The organism is Bartonella sp. TT110JLCBS, from assembly GCF_042193405.1.
Taxonomy (GTDB): domain Bacteria; phylum Pseudomonadota; class Alphaproteobacteria; order Rhizobiales; family Rhizobiaceae; genus Bartonella.
In genome coordinates, this window is record NZ_JBHILT010000012.1 from 47906 (window position 1) to 68600 (window position 20695).

At 38.6% G+C, this 20695-nt stretch carries 14 protein-coding genes, 1 pseudogene and 1 riboswitch; of the genes and pseudogenes, 8 read left to right on the top strand and 7 right to left on the bottom strand.

Going from position 1 to position 20695, the window contains the following annotated elements; translation table 11 throughout:
- Positions 1–482: 482 nt before the first annotated feature.
- Both ACFILW_RS06225 and ACFILW_RS06230 read right to left on the bottom strand, forming a co-directional pair.
- Positions 483–689 carry a Trm112 family protein gene (locus ACFILW_RS06225; RefSeq protein WP_273791466.1) on the bottom strand — a complete coding sequence of 69 codons (207 nt, stop codon included), beginning with the start codon at positions 687–689 and terminating at the stop codon, positions 483–485.
- A gap of 13 nt (positions 690–702) precedes the next feature.
- Complete coding sequence (locus ACFILW_RS06230; protein WP_375610818.1) at positions 703–1365, bottom strand: LON peptidase substrate-binding domain-containing protein; 663 nt, start codon at positions 1363–1365, stop codon at positions 703–705.
- Positions 1366–1809: 444 nt separating this feature from the next.
- A riboswitch (glycine riboswitch) is annotated at positions 1810–1907 on the top strand.
- A gap of 136 nt (positions 1908–2043) precedes the next feature.
- Here ACFILW_RS06230 and gcvT point away from each other — a divergent pair.
- Genes gcvT through gcvP form a run of 3 tightly spaced genes read left to right on the top strand, consistent with a single transcriptional unit; the run spans position 2044 to position 6332 of the window.
- Complete coding sequence (gene gcvT, locus ACFILW_RS06235; protein ID WP_375623896.1) at positions 2044–3156, top strand: glycine cleavage system aminomethyltransferase GcvT; 1113 nt, start codon at positions 2044–2046, stop codon at positions 3154–3156.
- 6 nt (positions 3157–3162) lie between these two features.
- Positions 3163–3531: a glycine cleavage system protein GcvH gene (gcvH, locus tag ACFILW_RS06240; RefSeq protein ID WP_375616693.1), complete on the top strand. Its 369-nt coding sequence runs from the start codon at positions 3163–3165 to the stop codon at positions 3529–3531.
- A 5-nt stretch (positions 3532–3536) separates the two neighbouring features.
- Positions 3537–6332, top strand: a complete 2796-nt coding sequence (gcvP, locus tag ACFILW_RS06245) for an aminomethyl-transferring glycine dehydrogenase (protein WP_375685364.1) — start codon at positions 3537–3539, stop codon at positions 6330–6332.
- A gap of 1643 nt (positions 6333–7975) precedes the next feature.
- On the opposite strand, the gene alr is transcribed toward gcvP, so the two are convergent.
- Complete coding sequence (alr, locus tag ACFILW_RS06250; protein WP_375623899.1) at positions 7976–9091, bottom strand: alanine racemase; 1116 nt, start codon at positions 9089–9091, stop codon at positions 7976–7978.
- 1009 nt (positions 9092–10100) lie between these two features.
- On the opposite strand from alr, the gene ACFILW_RS06255 reads away from it, so the two are divergent.
- Together ACFILW_RS06255 and ACFILW_RS06260 are read left to right on the top strand one after the other, a co-directional pair.
- Complete coding sequence (locus ACFILW_RS06255) at positions 10101–10928, top strand: ferredoxin--NADP reductase (protein ID WP_375685362.1); 828 nt, start codon at positions 10101–10103, stop codon at positions 10926–10928.
- A 41-nt stretch (positions 10929–10969) separates the two neighbouring features.
- Positions 10970–11355, top strand: a pseudogene (locus ACFILW_RS06260) (ferredoxin--NADP reductase); the annotation flags it as partial.
- Between the two features lie 2 nt (positions 11356–11357).
- Here ACFILW_RS06260 and eda read toward each other — a convergent pair.
- Positions 11358–12023 (bottom strand): bifunctional 4-hydroxy-2-oxoglutarate aldolase/2-dehydro-3-deoxy-phosphogluconate aldolase, encoded by a 666-nt coding sequence (gene eda / locus ACFILW_RS06265; protein WP_375685363.1) that lies wholly within the window; start codon positions 12021–12023, stop codon positions 11358–11360.
- Positions 12024–12138: 115 nt separating this feature from the next.
- Here eda and ACFILW_RS06270 point away from each other — a divergent pair, with 115 nt between their 5' ends.
- From ACFILW_RS06270 to ACFILW_RS06280, 3 genes are all read left to right on the top strand, one after another.
- Complete coding sequence (locus ACFILW_RS06270; RefSeq protein ID WP_375623917.1) at positions 12139–13056, top strand: rhodanese-related sulfurtransferase; 918 nt, start codon at positions 12139–12141, stop codon at positions 13054–13056.
- Positions 13057–14302: 1246 nt separating this feature from the next.
- Positions 14303–15436, top strand: coding sequence for a type III PLP-dependent enzyme (locus tag ACFILW_RS06275; protein ID WP_375623905.1), 1134 nt, complete (start codon positions 14303–14305; stop codon positions 15434–15436).
- 74 nt (positions 15437–15510) lie between these two features.
- Positions 15511–16095, top strand: a complete 585-nt coding sequence (locus tag ACFILW_RS06280) for a GNAT family N-acetyltransferase (RefSeq protein ID WP_375623907.1) — start codon at positions 15511–15513, stop codon at positions 16093–16095.
- Positions 16096–17158: 1063 nt separating this feature from the next.
- Here the strand turns inward: ACFILW_RS06280 and ACFILW_RS06285 are convergent.
- The 3 genes from ACFILW_RS06285 to ACFILW_RS06295 form a co-directional block, all read right to left on the bottom strand.
- Positions 17159–18730, bottom strand: a complete 1572-nt coding sequence (locus ACFILW_RS06285; protein ID WP_375623909.1) for a DHA2 family efflux MFS transporter permease subunit — start codon at positions 18728–18730, stop codon at positions 17159–17161.
- A gap of 24 nt (positions 18731–18754) precedes the next feature.
- Positions 18755–19849: an HlyD family secretion protein gene (locus ACFILW_RS06290; protein WP_375623911.1), complete on the bottom strand. Its 1095-nt coding sequence runs from the start codon at positions 19847–19849 to the stop codon at positions 18755–18757.
- Between the two features lie 170 nt (positions 19850–20019).
- Complete coding sequence (locus ACFILW_RS06295) at positions 20020–20412, bottom strand: Fur family transcriptional regulator (protein ID WP_375623913.1); 393 nt, start codon at positions 20410–20412, stop codon at positions 20020–20022.
- Positions 20413–20695: the final 283 nt, after the last annotated feature.

A 20695-nucleotide genomic window follows, 5' to 3' on the forward strand; every position in this document is an offset into this window, starting at 1 on the left:
TCGATATATTTAAGTGTTTTTTTAGTGTGTGGGAATATTTTTAGGCTTGTTTGGAAAGCTTTTTGTTTAAGTGAGTTATATGAGTGGAAAGCCGTTGGATACTCACATATTTACGTTTAATAAAAGAGCAAGTGAGCACCATTATACATTTTTCCAGCACACAATGTCGTTACAGCTTTTGGTATGTGAGACGATTCAATAAGAGGTATGCCTTTTTGTACATTTTTACTCACATGCCAACTTTGCTTGTAATGTGCAAACAAGAGATTTTGATTGATTCAATATAGAACACGTTTAAAATGAGAGAATCTGATGATATTTTTGGCTTTTATTACAAGATGTAAAGCGATACAAATATCTTTTAAATCAGTGTATTGCTATATTGTAAAACTCTTTTTTTCAGAAATCGTAAATATTGAGATATCATATTGATAGAGGATTGATAACAGTGGGCTTGTAGAGGGAAATTGCATGAGGGTTTTTTATTTTTTATGCGTTATTTCTTCATTGTTTTGCAAAGGGCGCGCTTCTGAGGCAAGCATAATGGGAACGCCATCACGAATAGGGTAGGCAAGTTTGGCTTTGAGAGAAATGAGCTCTTGTGTTTTTCGGTTGAAAGAGAGCGTGCCTTTCGTCATTGGGCAGACGAGCAATTCGAGCATTTTGGGATCTGTGGTCATTTTTTTCATGTTTGGACATTCATTAGTTTAAGCGGTAATCTGTTCCTGTTTGTTTCATGAGCGAGCGTTCTGTTAATGCAAGAAGAGTTTGAGCACGGCTTTCGATATCTGGAGCTTCAAGGAGAGCTTGTTTTTCTGCTGGTGTAAAGGGGATAAGGGCTGAAAAAGCATTAACCAATATAGGCGTAGGGGCTTCTATGATGCTGCTCCAATTATATTCCATTTCATGGATGGTTAGATATTTTTCAACAACGTCGAGTAAGTTCTCTCGGTTAATGCTTTCTTCAATATCAAATTCTTGCAAGTCTTTTATGTTTGATTGGATGAGAGCTGTTCGATAGGATTTTGTGTTTTTCAATTCTTGTTCTAAGGTGAAGCGGCAAACACCTTGTAAGATAATGAACAGTTGCCCATTTCCTGTTTCACTGTAGTTTGTAATGCGCCCTATACAGCCTGTTTTATAAAGTTGTGTAGAGAAGCGATCTGTATCCGATGAAAGTGGTTGAATAATGCCCAATAGACGATCAGTTACCATAACATTTTCAATCATTTCAAGTGATTCTGGTTCAAAAATGTTGAGTGATAAAAAACCACCTGGTAGTAAGAGTGCACCTTCTAAAGGAAAAAGAGCAATTTGCTTAGGAAGATCATTTTCGCAATTGTAAGAGATATTACCAGCTTTCATGAGTATTTTGTCACCTTTGTTCGGTAGTTTTAGTCTGTAGATAGTCGCAATTTATAACATTATTGAGAAAGCAGAAAACCCACTTCTTGTGCATTAAAATCATACTTATAAAATACTTGAAGTCCTTATTCTCAAAAAGAATATGAAACCCTATCTTTAAGGTTGAACTGCGCGAGAAAGAATATTGCTTTGCGATCTTTTTAGTGTGTGACGTTTTGCATGATTTTCAAGAGGTATTTTTTTTATGGCTTTTGATTTTTGTCTTAATTTTCCTAAAATGTGTTCCTTGCAATTTTTTAAGGTTCAAAAAGATACTATTATAAATCTTTTGAAGCTGCTTATGCAAGTTTTAAAATCAGAACATTTTCATCACTTTACTAATGACAGTGTGATAAAGATAGGCTATAGGTTTAAATATGCTGGAAAGAGCGTTATCGTTTCTTTCATTCTTTTGCGGGAGAGTGCAAATTGCAAATTTTCGCATTGCCGCCGAAGGGGAAATAGCCCATAATCTCTCAGGCTTTAAGGACCGTAAAAGGAAGAAGGCAGATCTGGAAAGTCGGGAAAACCCGCGCCGAAGGTGTAAGCGAAAGATCTTTTCGCGAGTCTCTCAGGTTGATGACAGAGGGGGCAGAGACGACCATATTTTGTGGGCGTTAGCGCAGCTTTGGAGTTACTATGGGCACAGCACAAGAAACATCTTTTTTAAAAACACTTCCTTTATATGATTTGCATGAAAAAGCAGGAGCAAAATTTGGTGCTTTTGCGGGTTGGAACATGCCTTTAACTTATCCTCTTGGCGTTTTAAAAGAGCATCTTCATACGCGTGCGCATGCAGGACTTTTTGATATTTCTCATATGAAATTGATTGCGGTTGAAGGGGCACAAGCTGTGGAATTTTTGTCCTATGCTTTTCCTATTGATGCCGCAGCTTTAAAGATTGGGCATTCACGGTATAATTATTTGCTTAATGAGCAGGCTGGTATTCTTGATGATCTTATCATTACCCGTTTGGAAGAGGGCCGTTTTATGTTGGTTGCCAATGCTGGGAATGCACAGGCTGATTTTGTAGAATTGGAAAAGCGCGCTGTTGATTTTGAATGTCAAGTGATTGCCCTTGAAAGGGTATTGCTTGCTCTTCAAGGTCCTGAAGCGGCAGCTGTTCTTGCTGATGCCGATTTACCAGGGAATGAATTGTTCTTTATGCAAGGATTCGAACCACAACAGGATTGGTTTATAACGCGTTCTGGTTATACGGGAGAGGATGGTTTTGAAATTGCTTTGCCTATAGGGCATGCGCATATGTTGGCTGAAAAATTGCTGAGTGATTCTCGGGTTGAGTGGATTGGACTGGCCGCACGAGATAGCTTGCGGTTGGAAGCGGGGCTGTGTTTGCATGGAAATGATATTACTCCTAATACGACACCTATTGATGCGGCTTTAACATGGGCTGTTCCTAAAAGTGTTCGAGAAAAAGCACAATTTTATGGTGCGAAAGCTTTTCTTGAAGCACTGCAAAAAGGACCTGCTCGTTGTCGTGTTGGATTAAAACCGCAAACGCGCCAACCTATTCGTGCTGGTGCGGTGCTTCTTGATGACCAAGGTAATGAGATTGGCGTTGTAACATCAGGTGGTTTTGGTCCTTCTTTTGATGGTCCTGTCGCGATGGGTTATGTTCCTGTTGATTTTAAAGTTGAAGGGACACAAGTCTTTACAGAACTGCGAGGCAAAAAGATTGTATTATCAGTTCATTCACTTCCCTTTGTTGAACAACGTTATTTTAAAGGATGATTTTTTATGTCTAAAACTTATTTTACACAAGACCATGAATGGCTTAGCGTTGAAGGACAAGTGGTGACTGTTGGGGTTACGCATTATGCGCAAGAGCAATTAGGGGATTTGGTTTTTGTTGATTTACCACAAAGTGGGACAAAACTCTCCAAAGGAGAGGCAGCGGCTGTTGTGGAATCAGTGAAGGCGGCTTCAGATGTTTATGCGCCTCTTGATGGTGAAGTGGTCGAAATAAATGAAGCATTGGCTGATAATCCTGAATTGGTGAATCAGAAACCCGAAACAGAAGGCTGGTTATGGAAAATGACATTGCAGGATGAGACACAACTGGAGGGGTTGTTGGATAAAGATGCTTATAAGGCTTTGATTGGATGAGTACCATGATCGAGCGTTCTTTTTCTTCTCGACATATTGGGCTGCGTCCTGATGAAACACAAAAAATGCTTGATGTTTTAGAGCTTGATTGTGTTGAGACACTCATTTCTCAAGCTGTTCCACACTCTATCCATTTGGGACGTTCACTGAATCTTCCAGAGGCTGCTAGTGAAGGACAAGCCTTGGAAGAACTCTCCAAGATGATGGAGCGTAACCATGTGCACAAAAGTTTTATTGGGCAAGGATATCATGGAACTTATGTGCCTCCGGTTATTTTACGAAATCTGTTTGAAAATCCTGCTTGGTATACTGCTTATACGCCTTATCAAGCAGAAATTAGCCAGGGTCGTTTAGAGCTTTTATTTTATTTTCAGACATTGGTTAGTGAACTAACAGGTTTGCCTGTTGCTGCTGCTTCCCTTCTTGATGAAGCAACTGCTTTAGCTGAAGCCAATGCCCTTGCTTTTCGCTTTTTCCGTGAGAAAAAAACAAAAATTTCTCTTCAGAGTCTTTTACATCCTCAGACTTTGAGTGTTGCGCAAACGCGTGCTGAAACACAAGGGATTCAGATTAGCCAAAATGGCGAAATTGATTCTGATACAGCGGCAATTGTTTTATCTTGGCCAGATACAAAAGGTTCTTTTCATGATTACAGTGAGATCATAAAAGAGGCAAAGGAAAAGGGAGCTTTCGTTATCGTTGTGGCTGATCCTTTAGCGCTTACCCTTCAGGAGCCACCGGCTCAATGGGGGGCAGATATCGTTGTTGGCTCTATGCAGCGTTATGGCGTTCCGATGGGATTTGGTGGTCCACATGCTGGTTACCTTGCTGTGAGTGATGCATTAACGCGGCTTATTCCAGGGCGTATTGTTGGTCAATCCGTGGATACGAGAGGGCGTGTTGGTTTTCGTTTAGCTTTGCAAACACGCGAACAACATATTCGGCGCGATAAAGCGACGTCAAATATTTGTACAGCGCAGGCTTTGTTGGCTAATATGGCAACCGCTTATGCTGTTTGGCATGGGCCAAAAGGCTTACAAGAAATTGCGCAGCGAATTCATCATTTAACATGTCGTTTTGTTGCTGGTTTAGAAGCAGCAGGGGTTCATGTTGAAGGGAAAAGCTTTTTTGATTGTGTGAGTATTTCTGTTAAGGGAAAAGCGCAAGAAATTGCGCATCAAGCCAAAATAGGTGGGCGCCTTATTCGTGTTCTCGATGATGACACTATTGCAATCAATTTTGATGAATTGTCGACAGAAGAAGATGCTGGTGCTTTAGCGCAGCTTTTTGGGGCACAATTAGGCGATCAGGTTTCTCCACGACTCTTTGGAAAAAAACGGGATGCTGCTTTTCTTTCTCAGCCTTTTTTTCATGCGGTTCATTCAGAGACAGATATGATGCGCTTTTTGCGTCGTTTAGCGGATAAGGATTTGGCGCTGGACCGTGCTATGATCCCTCTTGGTTCTTGTACAATGAAGCTTAATGCCGCGGCTGAATTGATGCCTGTAAGCTGGGCGAGCATGGCCAATATACACCCCTTTGTTTCACAAGAGGATGCAGCGGGTTATTTGGAGATGATCAACCAGTTAAATGCGTGGTTGTGTGAAATTACAGGATTTGCGCAAGTTTCTTTTCAGCCAAATTCTGGTGCTCAAGGGGAATATGCTGGGCTTTTGGCTATCCGACGATATTACCAATCACGGGGAGAACATCAACGTACAGTTTGTCTTATTCCTGCATCTGCGCATGGTACCAATCCAGCTTCGGCCCATATGGCAGGGATGGAAGTCGTTGTGGTAAAATGTTTAAGCGATGGTGATGTTGATGTAGATGATCTCAAGATGAAAGCGCAATTGCATAAAGATAAATTGGCTGCTTTTATGATTACTTATCCTTCAACCCATGGTGTTTACGAGGAAAGCATTAAGGAAATTTGTTCTATTATTCATGAAAATGGCGGACAAGTTTATTTTGATGGTGCTAATCTCAATGCCCTTGTGGGGCTTGCTCGTCCTGCGGATATTGGCGCTGATGTTTGTCATATGAATCTTCATAAAACATTTGCTATTCCTCATGGTGGTGGTGGTCCTGGTATGGGACCAATTGGAGTTGCTGCGCATCTCAAACCATTCGTACCAGGTCATGAACAAGATGGGACAACGCATGCGGTTTCGGCTGCTCCTTATGGAAGTGCGTCTATTCTTGCGATTACATGGATGTATATTCGAATGATGGGGGCTGATGGCTTAAAATATGCAACACAAATAGCCATTTTAAATGCCAATTATATTGCTGCACGTCTTTCAGCCGCTTATTCCATTCTTTATCGGGGCAAGCATGGACGTGTTGCGCACGAATGTATTGTGGATACACGCGTGTTGAAAGAGCAGTATGGGGTGAGTGTTGATGATATTGCAAAACGTCTCATTGATTATGGATTCCATGCGCCCACGATGTCGTTTCCGGTTCCGGGAACTTTGATGATTGAGCCAACGGAATCAGAACCAAAAGCAGAGATTGATCGTTTTTGTGATGCTTTACTCTCTATTGCTGAAGAAGCGAAAAAAGTTGGGAATGGGGTTTGGCCAAAAGACAATAATCCATTGGTGAATGCCCCTCATACAGTGGCAGATACTTTAGATGATGCTTGGGTGCGACCCTATTCGCGACAAGAAGCTGCTTTTCCCAACAGTTCTCTTGATCCAGCTAATAAATATTGGCCTCCTGTATCGCGTATTGATAATGTCGCGGGAGACAGAATGCTCATTTGTTCGTGCCCGCCATTGGGAAACACCTATTAAATAAAAAATATATATTTAATTTGTTTATTTGCATGAACGAAAAAAGCCCACACATTTTGTGTGGGTTTTATGTTTATTGATCATGTTGCTATGGTGTTATTTGTCTATTTTCTAGAACTTTGCATTGTTTTTTTATAACATGAGAAAAATCGAAAAAGTCAACAAAAAAGCTGTGTTTTGTCGGCAATAGGCATGCTCTCCTTTGCTTTCTACCGTATGACATGGTTTTAGTGACTAGGCGGCATTGGTCTAGCCAGCTAATTCATGTAAACGAGAGCGAAACCTACGGGGATAGGTCACGTCTGTTGTATGTGTTGTGATATACTCCTTCTCACTAGGGTGACGACAACCGGTTGTAGAAAGAATAAAATCAATTTTAGTGTTTTTGATGATAAAGACACGCGAAACTCTGTTGTTGCATCTTTTCGAGTCAAGAATTGTCTAAATATTTCTCTTTAATCTGCTTTTTGTAAATATGACGCAAAAATATGTAAGAACACCTGTTAGAATGAGAAAACGCAAAGTCAAATGTATTATGGGTGTTTTTTACAAGGTGTCTTATAAAAAGCCAGCACATCTTTCCACTTCATTGCAGGTCAGTTTGTAACTTTACGGCACTGTTTTCCTAAGAGCCCGTGTGCTTTAGCTGTTGCCTGTAAATCAACATCCAAACTTAATGCAGCCACATGTTTTGAGTCAGAGATTGAGAAAAAAAGAGCTTTATGAGTCGTTCCAGCTTTTGTCTGTCAGATGAGGGCGAGGGGATTGCGTATTTCTGTTGACGTAATCTTTGAAACTGGAAGACAATCTCATTTTGGGAAAATGTAAAGCCGTAAAGGTAAAACTCAATCCTCAGTTTGACATCTCCTTTTAATTCAGCTTTACGGCTTTCAAAAGCATTTAAAGCAATGTTTTTTAAATAATGGGGATTACACATTGCTCCATATTTTTATTTATTGTGTTTTTTAGTGGGGGCACGACCCTCATGTGAAACAGAACGCTCCCAAAAGAATATTCTTGTGTTGTTAATTCACGTGTTTGTTTTAAAGAGACATTTCGCTCCCAATCCCATTTCGCGACGGCGCTTGTGAATGGTACAACGATAAATCTATTGAGAGCTCCCCAATCTTTATGCTCTATGAAGAAGGAAGTTGGCACTATCATACACTTTGCCAGTTCGTGGGTGCTGCTTACAGCCTTTGGTATTTGAGGCGGTTCATTAGAAGCATTATTCTTTTCTTAAATCATTTTTATCTACACATAGTCTAGGTTGTGGTATGCAAGCGAATGATTTTGATTGCTTCATTATATAAGGCTGAAATAAAAGAAGTTTACGATATTTAGTACTGTTATTCGATATGTCGAATTGCCAATTAACAGTTTGGCTTAATTGGGCTATTAATTTTAAAAAATTGGCAATATATTCTTTTTCGTTAATTTATGAAAGAAAGGCTAAGTTTTTGTATTTTGAGTGTAAGCCTCTTCTCTAAAACAATCCATCAATGTGTCTATTTTGAGATTTCTGTGAATGTACGGTGTCTATGATCATTCTATGCGATTGATTGTGGTAAAATCTTTCGTAAGAGCCTCCCTAAATTTCTAACATAATGATTTTTATTCAGTTTATTTCTTTAATAGTGTATTTATGTGTAAATGTATTTATAGCGTGGTCCAAGAGACGTTAGAATTTCATTGGGAAGGGTGTTGGCATCTATAGATACTTTTTCAAGTGTTTGATGGGGGCCAATGAGTTCTACCCAGTCACCTGTTTGAGGTTTTTGATCAAGATCGGTCGTATCTACAATAATGGAATCCATAGAAACGCGTCCAACCATGGGCAGTTTGTGTCCATTGAAGTAAACTGCTCCTTTATTTGAAAGAGCACGGAGCCAGCCATCTGCATAGCCAATAGAAATGGTTGCAAGAGTACTTGGTCTGTTCGTTATAAAGCTTTCTCCATAACCAACAGGTGTGCCTACATCAACAACACGGTTTTGAAGAACTTGGGCTTCAAGTTTTAAAACAGGTTTTAGAAGGGATGTGTGTTTTTCTTGGGGGGCGACTCCGTAAAGTGCAATACCGGGGCGAACAAGATCAAAATAAAAATTTGATCCCAGAAAAATGCCTCCTGAATTGGCAAAGGAAGCTCTGCAGGTTGGCAATTGCGTAAGAGCAGTTTTGAAAGAAGTTAATTGGGCATAATTTGATGGGTGAGTATCATCTTCTCCGTTAGAAAGGTGACTAAGAATATATTTTATTTCTGCTTTTTCGAAAATTGTAGGGTGTTTGATGAGTTTTTGTAATTCTTTTTGATCCAGTCCTAATCGGTTCATATGGGTATCGATTTGAACAATTGCTGGAAATTTTTTATCTTTTTTTTGACAAATTTTTTGCCAATTTTCAATGGCATTCCAAGAGTTTAGAACAGGAACAATACCAGATTGTGCGACAAACTCTTCTGCTGAGTGTGGGAGTCCATTCAGAAGAGAAATCGTGACATTTGATGGTAAAGTGCTTTTTAATTGGAGTGCTTCTCTGATTTGGGCAACAAAAAAAGTGCGACAACCAGCTTGATAAAGGGCAGGAGCAATTTTGTGAGCTCCTAATCCATAAGCATTTGCTTTTACAACTGCTGAACATTGTGTTGGAGATACACGTTTGGCTAAAGTGATATAATTGGAAACAATGGCACTGACGTCGACGGTTGCTACAGCTGTATAGAGTGATGTATTTATTTCATCATTAACGTATTTGTTCATTTTAAAAGCTTATCTGTGTTCGTGAAATACGGAGTTTTCTTTGATTATTTCATTGAGGTTCTTTACGATATAGGGAAAGGCTCTATTTGCTATGGTCAAAGTCATAAGGAGCTCATGTTGGATTATGCACCATGAAAGTCATTTTGTTATGTAAAATGGTACTCTGGATATAAGAGATGTTTTAGTTTTATTTGTGTTGTTATCAATACGGTATCTTCTGATAATTTGTAAAACATAGATTTTTATTTTTTTACTTATTTTCCCTCGTTGAGGCATCTTAAAAAAGAAAGCATAAGTTATTGTATTGTATCATTTTGAAGAGTGCAATGTTAGACTGTTGTTGCTGGTGTGATTGTTTTGATTAAATATTGCATTGGCTGCTTATGTAGAGAAGGTAAAATGATTAAATTAACCACGTTAAATCAATGCATTACAAGTTTTCTACCATGAGGGGAAAGGTCATTCATCTGTGCAATTTTGGATGTCGTCTCATGTACTTAAAATTATTTTTATTGAATGGAAAACAGTGTGTAAACACTTTTTGATACATTAAAAACTGTTGATTTAGAAAACTCGTTGATTTGGATATTATTTGTTTTCAAGATGGATTGGGTATCCAATATTTACTTTCTAGTGTTTGATTGGTTTTAAGTGAAATCAATTTTATCGCTTATAGAGCGCGTTAGACTCATTCAACAAAAATTTTATCTCTCTTATTTTAAGGTTTTTGGTTATAAGTTTTGTCAAGTGAGAGAGTGTTATAGCGTTACAATGGAAATATGCATTATGAGTTAAAGGGGAAAAGAGTACCGAGATTGTTTAATACTCAATGTTTTGTTTTTCTTTGAATGGGGTTTGTATTCGTATTTTCCTCATTTATTTAATTTTGGCATAAAAGTGTTAGCCGTGAGACTTTTGTTTTAAGAAAATTGTTGGCAGATGGTTGTGCAAGTACTATATCACGTTAAGGATTCGAAATTTAATGTTCAATAAAGATATAGGGAAGAGTATGAATACGTCTGCTACCAATGTTCCGTCAAGCATCAGCAGCGTTACAAATTTTCCGATTCCTGAGAATGTGTTCGCCCTTACTGTCCAAGAGGTTTATCACTATACAGATCGGTTATTTAAATTCCGTCTGAATCGTCCGGATAGTTTTCGTTTTCGTTCGGGTGAGTTTGTTATGATCGGTTTGCCAAATGCAGAAAAGCCGATTTATCGCGCTTATTCGATTGCAAGTCCCTTTTGGGATGAACAGCTTGAGTTTTTTTCGATAAAAGTTCCAGGGGGACCTTTAACTGAGCATCTCCAAAAAATTAAAATTGGTGATACAGTTCTCATGCGTAAAAAATCTACAGGAACGCTGGTTCTTGATGCTCTTATTCCTGGAAAACGTCTTTATCTTCTTTCAACTGGGACGGGGGTTGCTCCTTTTGCAAGTCTTGTTCGTGATCCTGACACTTATGAAAAATTTTCAGAAGTTGTCCTTATTCAAACAACGCGCGAAAAGAATGAGTTAATTTATGCAAAAGATCTTGTTTCCTCTTTGCAACAAGATCCACTCATTGGAGAGTATGCACAACAGTTGAGATTTTATCCTATGACCACTCGTGAACCTTCCGAGCATATGGGCCGTATTACAACTGTGATGGAAAGTGGGGACTTTTTTGAAACAACAGGCCTTCCTAAAATTCATCCTGATGAAGATCGGGTGATGATTTGTGGTTCCATGGCAATGTTAAAAGATTGCGCAAGGATGTGTGAAAGTTTTGGGCTTGTTGAAGGGGCCAATAATGCTCCTGCAACTTATGTTGTAGAGCGCGCTTTTGTGGGGTGAGTGCGAAAGCTGATGTTTTATCTTCTTTCAAACCGGTATAGGTTTTTCCTTTTGCAAGCTTTATTCGTGAGCCTGATATTTATGAAAAATTTTCAGAAGTTGTTCTTATTTAAATAACGTGCGAAAAGAATGAGTTAATTTATGCAAAAGATCTTGTTTCCTCTTTGCAACAAGATCCACTCATTGTGAGGCATATGCACAACAGTTGAAATTTTATCCTATGACCACTCGTGAGCTTTCTGAGCATATGGGGCGTATTACGACTGTTATGGAGAGTGGGTGCTTTTTTGAAACAATAGCACTTCCCAAAATTCATCTCGATGAAGATTGGGTGATGATTTGTGTTTCCATGGCAATGTTAAAAGATTGCGCAAGAATGTGTGAAAGCTTTGGTCTTGTTGAAGGGACTGATATTCTTGCACTTTAACATTATATTGTAGAAAGAGCTTTTTTCGAGGGAGAGGGAAGTTGTGATGCTGTGTATGCTAATGCAGTAATTGAATCCCAATCACTTATGGCAATAAGTTTTGGGGGCGCTATCCAAGAACCTCCAACACAGAAGACATTGGGCAGTTGGAGCCATTGTGGTGCACTTTTTTGTGTTATACCACCGGTTGGGAAAAACCGGATATCAGAGAAGGGAGATGCTGCAGCTTCGATGAAGGCAATCCCTCCAGCTGCTTCAGCAGGGAAAAATTTAAGATATGAGTAGCCTTTATCTAATGCTTTCATGAGTTCACTTGGGGTCATTGCTCCGGGAAGAAGGGGAATTTCACTATTTTTTGCACAATTGATTAATTCATTGGATAATCCGGGGCTTACAATAAACTTGGCTCCAGCTTGTTCGGCTTGTTCGTAGTGTGTCGTGTTGAGAACTGTTCCAGCTCCAACAATGGCTTCAGGGACTTCTTGTGTAATCGTCTGAATTGCTTTGAGGGCATTTGGTGTTCGCAAGGTGATCTCAATTGTTTTTAATCCGCCTTTGACAAGAGCGCGTGTTAAGGGTACAGCACTTTGTAGATTGTCAATGAGCAAAACAGGGATAACAGTTTGTCCTTGGAGATATAATAAAAGCTTTTCTCTTTTTTGGCACATGATATTTTTTCTTCTTGGAGATGATATTATTTGTATCGTTTGATTAAGCACAATATGTTAAAGAGTAAATGAATAGATCTTGAAATTGAATGAAACGCGCGTTATGGCAAAACACATGGAAAAGAATTTTAAAGTTGCTGCACTTTATTGCTTTGCAGATTTGAAGCATTATCGTCAATTACAAAAACCTTTGCAGGATTTATGTCAAGCAAAGGATATCAAAGGAACCCTCCTTTTAGCACAAGAGGGAATTAATGGAACAGTTGCTGGTTCTTGTGCTGCGATTGAGGCATTGGTGGACTTTATTACGGCTGAGCCAGCGTTTCAAACGCCCGAGATTAAATATTCATGGGCATCAAAAATGCCTTTTCATCGCATGAAAGTGCGGTTGAAAAAAGAGATTGTGACAATGGGGGTTGAAGGGGTTGATCCGCTAAAAGTTGTTGGTACTTATGTCGATCCTGAAGATTGGAATGCTCTTATTCAAGATGAAGAGACAATTTTAATCGATACACGGAATGACTATGAATATGCAATCGGGAGTTTTCAAGGAGCGATTGATCCGCAGATTAAAACATTTCGCGAATTTCCTGAATGGGTGCGTAAACATGAGGCTGAGTTAAAGAAAAAAAAGAAAATTGCCATGTTTTGTACAGGTGGTATTCGGTGTGAAAAATCAACAGCTTATGTTCGTGATCTTGGTTATGAGAAAGTCTACCATTTAAAAGGTGGCATTCTAAAATATTTAGAAAAAATTCCAAAAGAGAAAAGTTTATGGTGGGGTGAGTGCTTTGTTTTTGATGAACGTGTTTCTGTTCAACATGGTCTTGAAGAATGTGGTCGCGAATTGTGTCGCGCATGTCGTTCTCCTCTTAATGCTGAAAGCAAATTATCGCCTCATTATGAAGAAGGTGTTTCCTGTGATGCTTGTTATAACACGCGTAGTGAAGCCGATAGAGAGCGCTTTCGTGAGCGCCATAGGCAATTTCAATTGTTGAAGTTGCGTGCAATTGATTCTCATCAAGGGACATAAGGATATCGCAGTGTAGGGCTTTAAATTGTAGCGTTTTTCTCTTAAATTTAAGAGAGAAGAGTTTTTTAATATTGGTAGAAAAATATTTTATAAGACCGGATATTATTCGGTCTTTTTGTTTATGTTAAATTATTTGACTTATAAATAATCATTATAGATTGTTTGCTTTCTTTGACTTTATAGGATTGAGTATTTCAAATACTTTTCATTTTAAAATAGACAAAGTCATTTACGAACAATTTAGCACATTGATTCATAATTATTGGCTGTTTACATCTTTGAATAAGAGATCATGAATATCATCATGATTTTCTCATTCCAAGCCTGTTTTTATGGTTGAATCAATAAAAACCATATCTCTTCCACGTTACAAGCGGGGAAAGTCATGTGGAGTAAAACAATACAAGAGAAGATGTGCTTCTTATGAATCGTCTCAAATGTCAAGGGCTGTCACAACATTGGGGGCTTAGTGTGTGATGATGATCAGCTTGCTCTTTTATGAAGCCTAAAGATAGTGGGTTTAATAAATTTTATATTATTTCATTGGGGGTACCATTCTATCATTTACGGGTGCTGGTGCGAAATGGGCTCGAGCACTTTAAGAAATATTTCTTTAAAGAAAATACGTGAAGATATAACCCAACTATATTCCGTTTGGGGTATGCTGTTTTACATGAGGGGAGTGATCCCATGAAAGTGGATGAATGACTTTGTTTGCAGGGGGAGAGTGTTGTTTTTTTGCACCCATTTTATCTTTAAGAATTAAAAAATGTTTAAAATTAAAAAAATGATTGAAATGAGAAAGGATTCGTTTTATAGGATGCCTTGCCCAAAGTCGCACGTGCCTGTGGGTGTCCGCTGGTTCTCAAATGGTGAGATTAACCGGTACGGTACCTGGAACTAACCGCTCCAGTCATTCTTACAGCCAATTGCAAGAATGAGGACATCTTGAAGCAACGACGGTGCGGGCCTTTCTGGTGTCTTCCAGCTTTTAAACGCTGGGATAACTATAGAGGCACACCTCATTGCCTTCAGTGCGGAAGTGGTTTTCTCAACTCCAATCAAAAAGGCAGATAAAATAGAATAACGCGGTTTCGCGCTGTTCTTTCGCTGCATGCAATGCTAATTTCTGGTTTTTCGTAATCAGAATGGGGATGGTTGTTGTGTGTTTTTTGTCCTTTAGCTTTTGGTAGCTTTGGCTGTCCAAGCATAGAGTGGGGGAGCATTCCCTCAAGGAGAATTGCAGATGGCAACGCAACGTATTCGCGATTTTCTTGCAACACATCGTTCTGAAGGTCCATGCTTAATTGTTGACCTTGATGTTGTTCGTGACAATTATTTAAACTTTGAAAAAGCTTTGCCGCAGTCTCGTATTTTTTACGCAATAAAGGCTAATCCAGCACCTGAAATCTTGAGTTTGCTGAGTTCTTTAGGATCTTCTTTTGATGCGGCTTCTGTTGCAGAAATTGAAATGGCTTTAAAAGCAGGAGCAACGTCAGAGCGTATTTCTTTTGGGAATACGATTAAAAAAGAGCGTGATATTGCACGGGCATATGCACTGGGAGTTTCACTTTATGCCGTTGATTGTGTTGAAGAAGTAGAAAAAATTGCGCGTGTTGCTCCAGGAGCACGTGTTTTTTGCCGTGTTCTTACCGATGGAAAAGGTGCTGAGTGGCCATTGTCACGCAAATTCGGTTGTGTTCCTGCTATGGCGGTTGATGTGCTAAGACGGGCACACCAATTGGGTTTGCAAGCCTATGGTGTTTCTTTTCATGTTGGGTCTCAGCAGGTTGATCTGAGTGCATGGGATCGTGCTTTATCGGATGCTGCTACAGTGTTTAAGCGTTTGGAACAAGAAGGTATTTCACTGAAATTGGTGAATATGGGGGGCGGTTTTCCAACGCGTTATTTGAAAGATGTCCCGACAGAACAAGCTTATGGTACAGCAGTTTTTGATTCATTGAAAAAGCATTTTGGTAATCGTATCCCTGAGACGATTATTGAGCCAGGACGTGCGATGGTTGGCAATGCTGGTGTTATTCGTACAGAAGTTGTTCTAATATCTAAAAAAGCTGATAACGATAATGTACGATGGGTTTATCTTGATATTGGGAAATTTAATGGTCTTGCTGAGACTATGGATGAAGCCATTCGTTATCCTATTGAGACACCTCATGATGATAAGGTGATGGAGCCTTGTATTTTGGCTGGACCAACATGCGATTCGGCAGATGTTCTCTATGAAAAAACACCTTATCCGCTTCCTCTATCCCTAACAATAGGAGATGAAATATTGATTCATGGAACTGGTGCTTACACAACAACTTACGCATCGGTTGCTTTTAATGGCTTTGAGCCTTTACGATCATATGTGATCTGACATTTCCTTTTAACTATAGTTTTTTTGATTTTTTGCTATGCTCGTCATGGCGCTGTAAGAGGGCGGTTATAGAGATGAACATGATTAATTTTCAAACAAAAAATGGGGCATGTTTTACACTTTTATTGGAGCAAGAAACCGATAAGCCTTATCGAGAAATTTTGCTTGATTCAATGATGGGGTATGGACGTAAACGTAAATCATCAGAGGCTTTACGTCGTGGTCGTTTGGCTGCTCAAGGGCTTTCTTTTGTGGTTAAAAATGCGCTTGGAGAGCTTGTGGGAAGTGTTCGTCTTTGGCATGTTTCTTTTTCTAAAGGAAAAAATGAAACACAACATGCTTTACTTTTAGGCCCCTTGGCTGTTGCTGCTGAATGTGCTGGTATGGGAATAGGATCAATTTTAGTCCGCCATGCAATTGAAACAGCAAAAAAATTGGGATATGGCGCCATTTTGCTGGTAGGGGATTTTGAATTTTATCAACGTTTTGGCTTTTCAAATAGTTTAACAGAAAATTTGGCAATGCCTGGTCCTTACGAAAAACATCGCTTTCAAGCGTTGGAACTGATACCAAACTATCTTGCTGGGTGTTATGGCACTTTGGTTCCTAGTGGAGAACGAGAAGTTTCAAATCGTTTTCAGCATCATAAAGTCGCTTAAAGATAGTGTTTATTTTGTTTTTCAGCAGCTGCCATTGAGGAGAGCATATTGTTTTGGCTCGTGCCAAGGTATTTAGCGCTACAAAGTTTTTGGGGAGTTCTATTGCGATTTTATTATATGGCTGGTTTCTTATTTTTGATAATTTCAGTTCAGTGAGTAGGAATATATTTTAAGCTCATTTTTTGAAATAGCGTCCTATCTTATAATATTAAAGGAACCAGATTTTTGAGTTGTCTTGTATTCTTTTAAAGTCGGTATCATCATACAGTTTTCCAGTTTTCAATATCGTTGGTTGATCTTGCATCAAAACGATTCGGTATTTTACTTTTTTCTTAAACAGTTTTTATTTCTTTGCTTTTTATGTGCAAGGGAATGGTTTTGATTGATTCAATAGAGAAATTTTATACAATTTTAGCGCTTGTTGAAAGAGAAGGGGCTTAAGAAAGAAAAATATGCAGCAGTAGAATCAAAATTATAAGTATCAGCTTTTTTAAAAGAGTGTAAAAAAATAAAATTACATGTTCAAAAGCAGCTTTTTTGAAAAAAATATATCATTACTTTTTTTGCTATAAAGGTAAATCGTTTTGCAATTGGCATGAGAGTATCAAATACAAAATGATTTTCTCATATAAAATTTTGCATTCAGAATCAAAAAAACGTTATCCTACACATTATAAGGGAAAATAGGTGCGTGAATAAAAATCACAAGAATCATAAATCTTTTATGAATATTCTTGTAAGAATCAAAAGAGATGAAGGGCAAAGAATCTTTTAATCGTTTGTGCCCTATGGTGATAAATCAAAAATCTTATAGAAATAGCTGCTTTATCTTTATAGTGTGGAGCACGTTAGGTAAGCTCTTTGTTTATTATCATCTAAAGCAATTTTGCATGTGAGAAGTTATTTTAAAAGTGCGTAAAGAGCCTGCATTCAAAAGAATTTTTATCAGAAGAATCATTGAGAATCACACATTAATTTATATTGTCTCTTGAGAAGAGATAAAGTGATAAAAATCGAGGAAAGGGATAAGGATATAAAAAATATTCTTCAACTTTAATGAAGCTTAGTGACTTGGTGGTGAATCCATGAGGGGTGGTATTTTTCTGAGAAAAATAGTCATAAATGCCAAAACGCTAAAGATGATGGTTATGATAAAGAAAATATCACTAAAAGCCATAATCATTGCTTGTATGCGGACTATATTAAACAATTGAGAAAGAGCAAGAGTATAGGAATCAAAGGTTTCTGTTTTGAACAATAAAGTAAGCTTTGAAAGCATTTCAGTTGCTTGTCTGTTTGCGTGGTTAAGTGTTTCGGCTATTCGTCCATAATGGAAGTCCGTGCGTTTTGTCATGAGCGTGCTGATAATGGCAAGCCCCACAGCACCACCTAGATTCCGTGTGAGATTAAAGAGTCCAGAAGCATTTTGCATTCGTTCTGGTGGGAGTGTTCCCAATGCAATATTATTAATAGGAACCATACATAACATTACAGAAGCACCACGGAAAACTTGCGGCCAAAAAAGCTGCCAAAAATCCCACTTATCTGTGATAGCGCTTGCCATCCAAGTGCCTATTGCAAAACCAAAAAGTCCTATTGCCATCATTAAACGTGCATCCATTCGTGCTGAAAGGAATCCTGCAAGGGGAGCCGTTAATAACATGACGAATCCTGAAAGAAACAATGTTTCTCCAATCATAAGGGCATCATAATGGCGGATTTGGCTCAAATAGACAGGATAAAGGTACGTGAGTCCATAAAGACCTATCCCCAGTGAAAAGGAAAAAATGGATGCAGCTGAAAAATTAAAATTAGAAAAAGTAGAGAGATCTACAATGGGTTCTTTTGCTGTAAAAGCACGCCAGAAGAACAAGGTGGCAGCAAGAATCATGATAATGAACAAATTCCGAACCAGCCTATCATTCAGCCAATCATGACGTGCGCCTTCTTCTAGTACATACTCTAAAGTTCCTAGAAAAACAGCCATAGAAATGAGCCCCAACCAGTCAAATTTAGCCATGAGAGATGGATTTGCTTTATCAAAATCAATCAACTTCCAAGCGAGAATTGAAATAATAATCCCAAAAGGCACATTAATGAGAAAAAGCCAGTGCCATGATAAGATATGACAAAGATAACCTCCGATCGTTGGACCAATGGTGGGGGCTAATGTTGCGACTAGTCCAACAATAGGGGTAACAATTGGGCGTTTGGAAGGAGGAAAAAGAACATAAGAGGCGACAAAAACGCTTGGGATAATTCCACCACCAATAAAGCCTTGTAGTGCGCGATAGATAATCATTTCTCCAATAGATGTTGCTGTTGCACAAAGAACAGAAGTAATCGTAAACCCGATCGCTGATATGGTGAAGAAAACACGTGTTGAAAGCAATCTTCCTAAGAATCCAGAAAGGGGCAACATGATGACTTCAGCGATGAGATAGGAGGTTTGAACCCATGAAATTTCTTCAGAGCTTGCTGTAAGCCCCGCTTGAACTTCGGCTAAAGAGGAGGCAACGATTTGTATATCCAAAATCGCCATGAACATGCCAAAGGCCATAACTATGAAAATCACAATGTTACGGATTTCTATGCGCTCTTGAGACTGTATGGGCTTTGGTATTGAAGATGTCATAATAATGAGGTCATTTTCTTGTTATTATAAGAGACTTATATCTTGTGGTTTTGTACGTGTATCAACTTCTACTGAAACACTCATTCCTGCTCGGATATGTCCGGTCTTTAAGACTTCTTCTGGAATAGAAATACGTACGGGAATGCGTTGGACAATCTTTGTAAAGTTACCGGTAGCGTTTTGTGGAGGAAGAAGAGAAAAAACAGCACCTGTTGCGGGTGAAATAGAAAGCACTGTTCCTGTAAAGACCTCCTTTTTGAAGGCATCAACAGAAATATAAGCCTTTTGTCCCGCATGAATATTTTGCAACTGTGTTTCTTTATAGTTTGCTTCAATATAAAGTGCATGGATGGGGACTAACGCTGCAAGACGTTGGCCATTTACAACAAAATCTCCCGTTTTTGCTGTTAAATTTCCTATGATTCCATCAAATGGCGCGCGTATAATGGTTGAATCAAGATCACGTTGTGCTTTTTCACGCGAAAGTTCTAAACTCTTTGTTTGGCTTTCTGTTTCACTTCGTTGTGCTTCTAGTACTCGGATATTTGCACGTGCTGCAGCGATTTGTGCATCTGCTCTGTTAACATTTGCAATGGCTTGTTCATAAGCTGATTTGGCATCATCGACCTCAGATTGAGGGGCATAACGATCGGCTTTCAGTTCTGTTACACGTTTTAAGGTGAGTTGTGCATTGGTTGCTATAGCTGAAGCGGCTGCTTTTTGCGCTTTTGCATCATCTAAAGCACTATGAGCGGCTGTGATTTGTGCATCAATGCGTAGAAGTGTTTTTTTCTGTGTGTTAAGATGCGCTTCTGTTTGATCTAAGGCTATTTGATAATCACCATTGTCTAAGTAAAATAAAACATCGTCCTTTTTTACAACTTGGTTGGCTTTAATAGCAATTTTTTCAATATATCCATTTAATTTAGTCGCAATAGCGGCTATATCTCCTTGTACATAGGCATCTTCAGTGGAGAGCATATAACGCCATTGTGTTATCCACTTATAGCTAAACCAAAGCACAAAAATTGCAGAGACAATAAGAAGAGCCTTGATTACTTTCCTTTGTTGCTTTTTATTGAAATTTTTGGCTGAAAAAATTGTCTCAGATATGGACATGATTTATACTTTCAATATTTATGTTCTAACGAGTATAATAAGCCTCTCACTCTAGGGTAGGGTGATATATACAGACGATAAGAGCTTTTCAAACAATAAGGCGATCTCTGGTACATAATGCTAAATATATAAACTTGCAAGTTAGAGATCTTGTTTTCAAGTTAGAGGTCTTATTTTATTGCGCATTTTTTACAAAGACCTCGTACTTCTAGGGTGCTTTTGTGTGCTTGGAAGTCAACCGCTTGAACCATCTGTTTTAAACTCGATACAATCGTTTGATTTTGTATTTCGTTGACTGTGCCACAGTTTTCGCAAATTATAAACGTTGTAAGTTCATGTTGACAGTTTTCAGGGTGTAAACAGACCATAAAGGCATTTACACTTTCAAGACGATGAATACACTTTAACTGTACGAGTTTTTCTAACGCACGATAAACTTGGAGAGGTGCACGAAAACCTTCTTCGCGTAAATGGTCGAGAATCGCATAAGCACTTAAAGGCCCCTTTGCATTTTTTAAAGTGTTTAAAACCAATGTTTGGTTACGCGTCAGTTTAGATGACATTGACATCTTCCTTTTGCTCTCATGGAAAAGCATAAAGCGTGTAAGATATTTATGCAATGGTGATTATAGAATATGTACTCTATCTTTCTTTAGCCTTTGACATGACATCATTGCAATATGTAAGAAAAGTTGCAATCGTTGTGAGGGGAGGGGTATTATACTCTGAAAGCCGCTGCTATCTAGCAAGGAACTTTTACAAGCTTCTTATTTTTCCAATAAAATCTTGAAATAGGATTTTTTGTTACAATTTTATTGGTAATGTTTGGGGCATTTTATTTAAAAA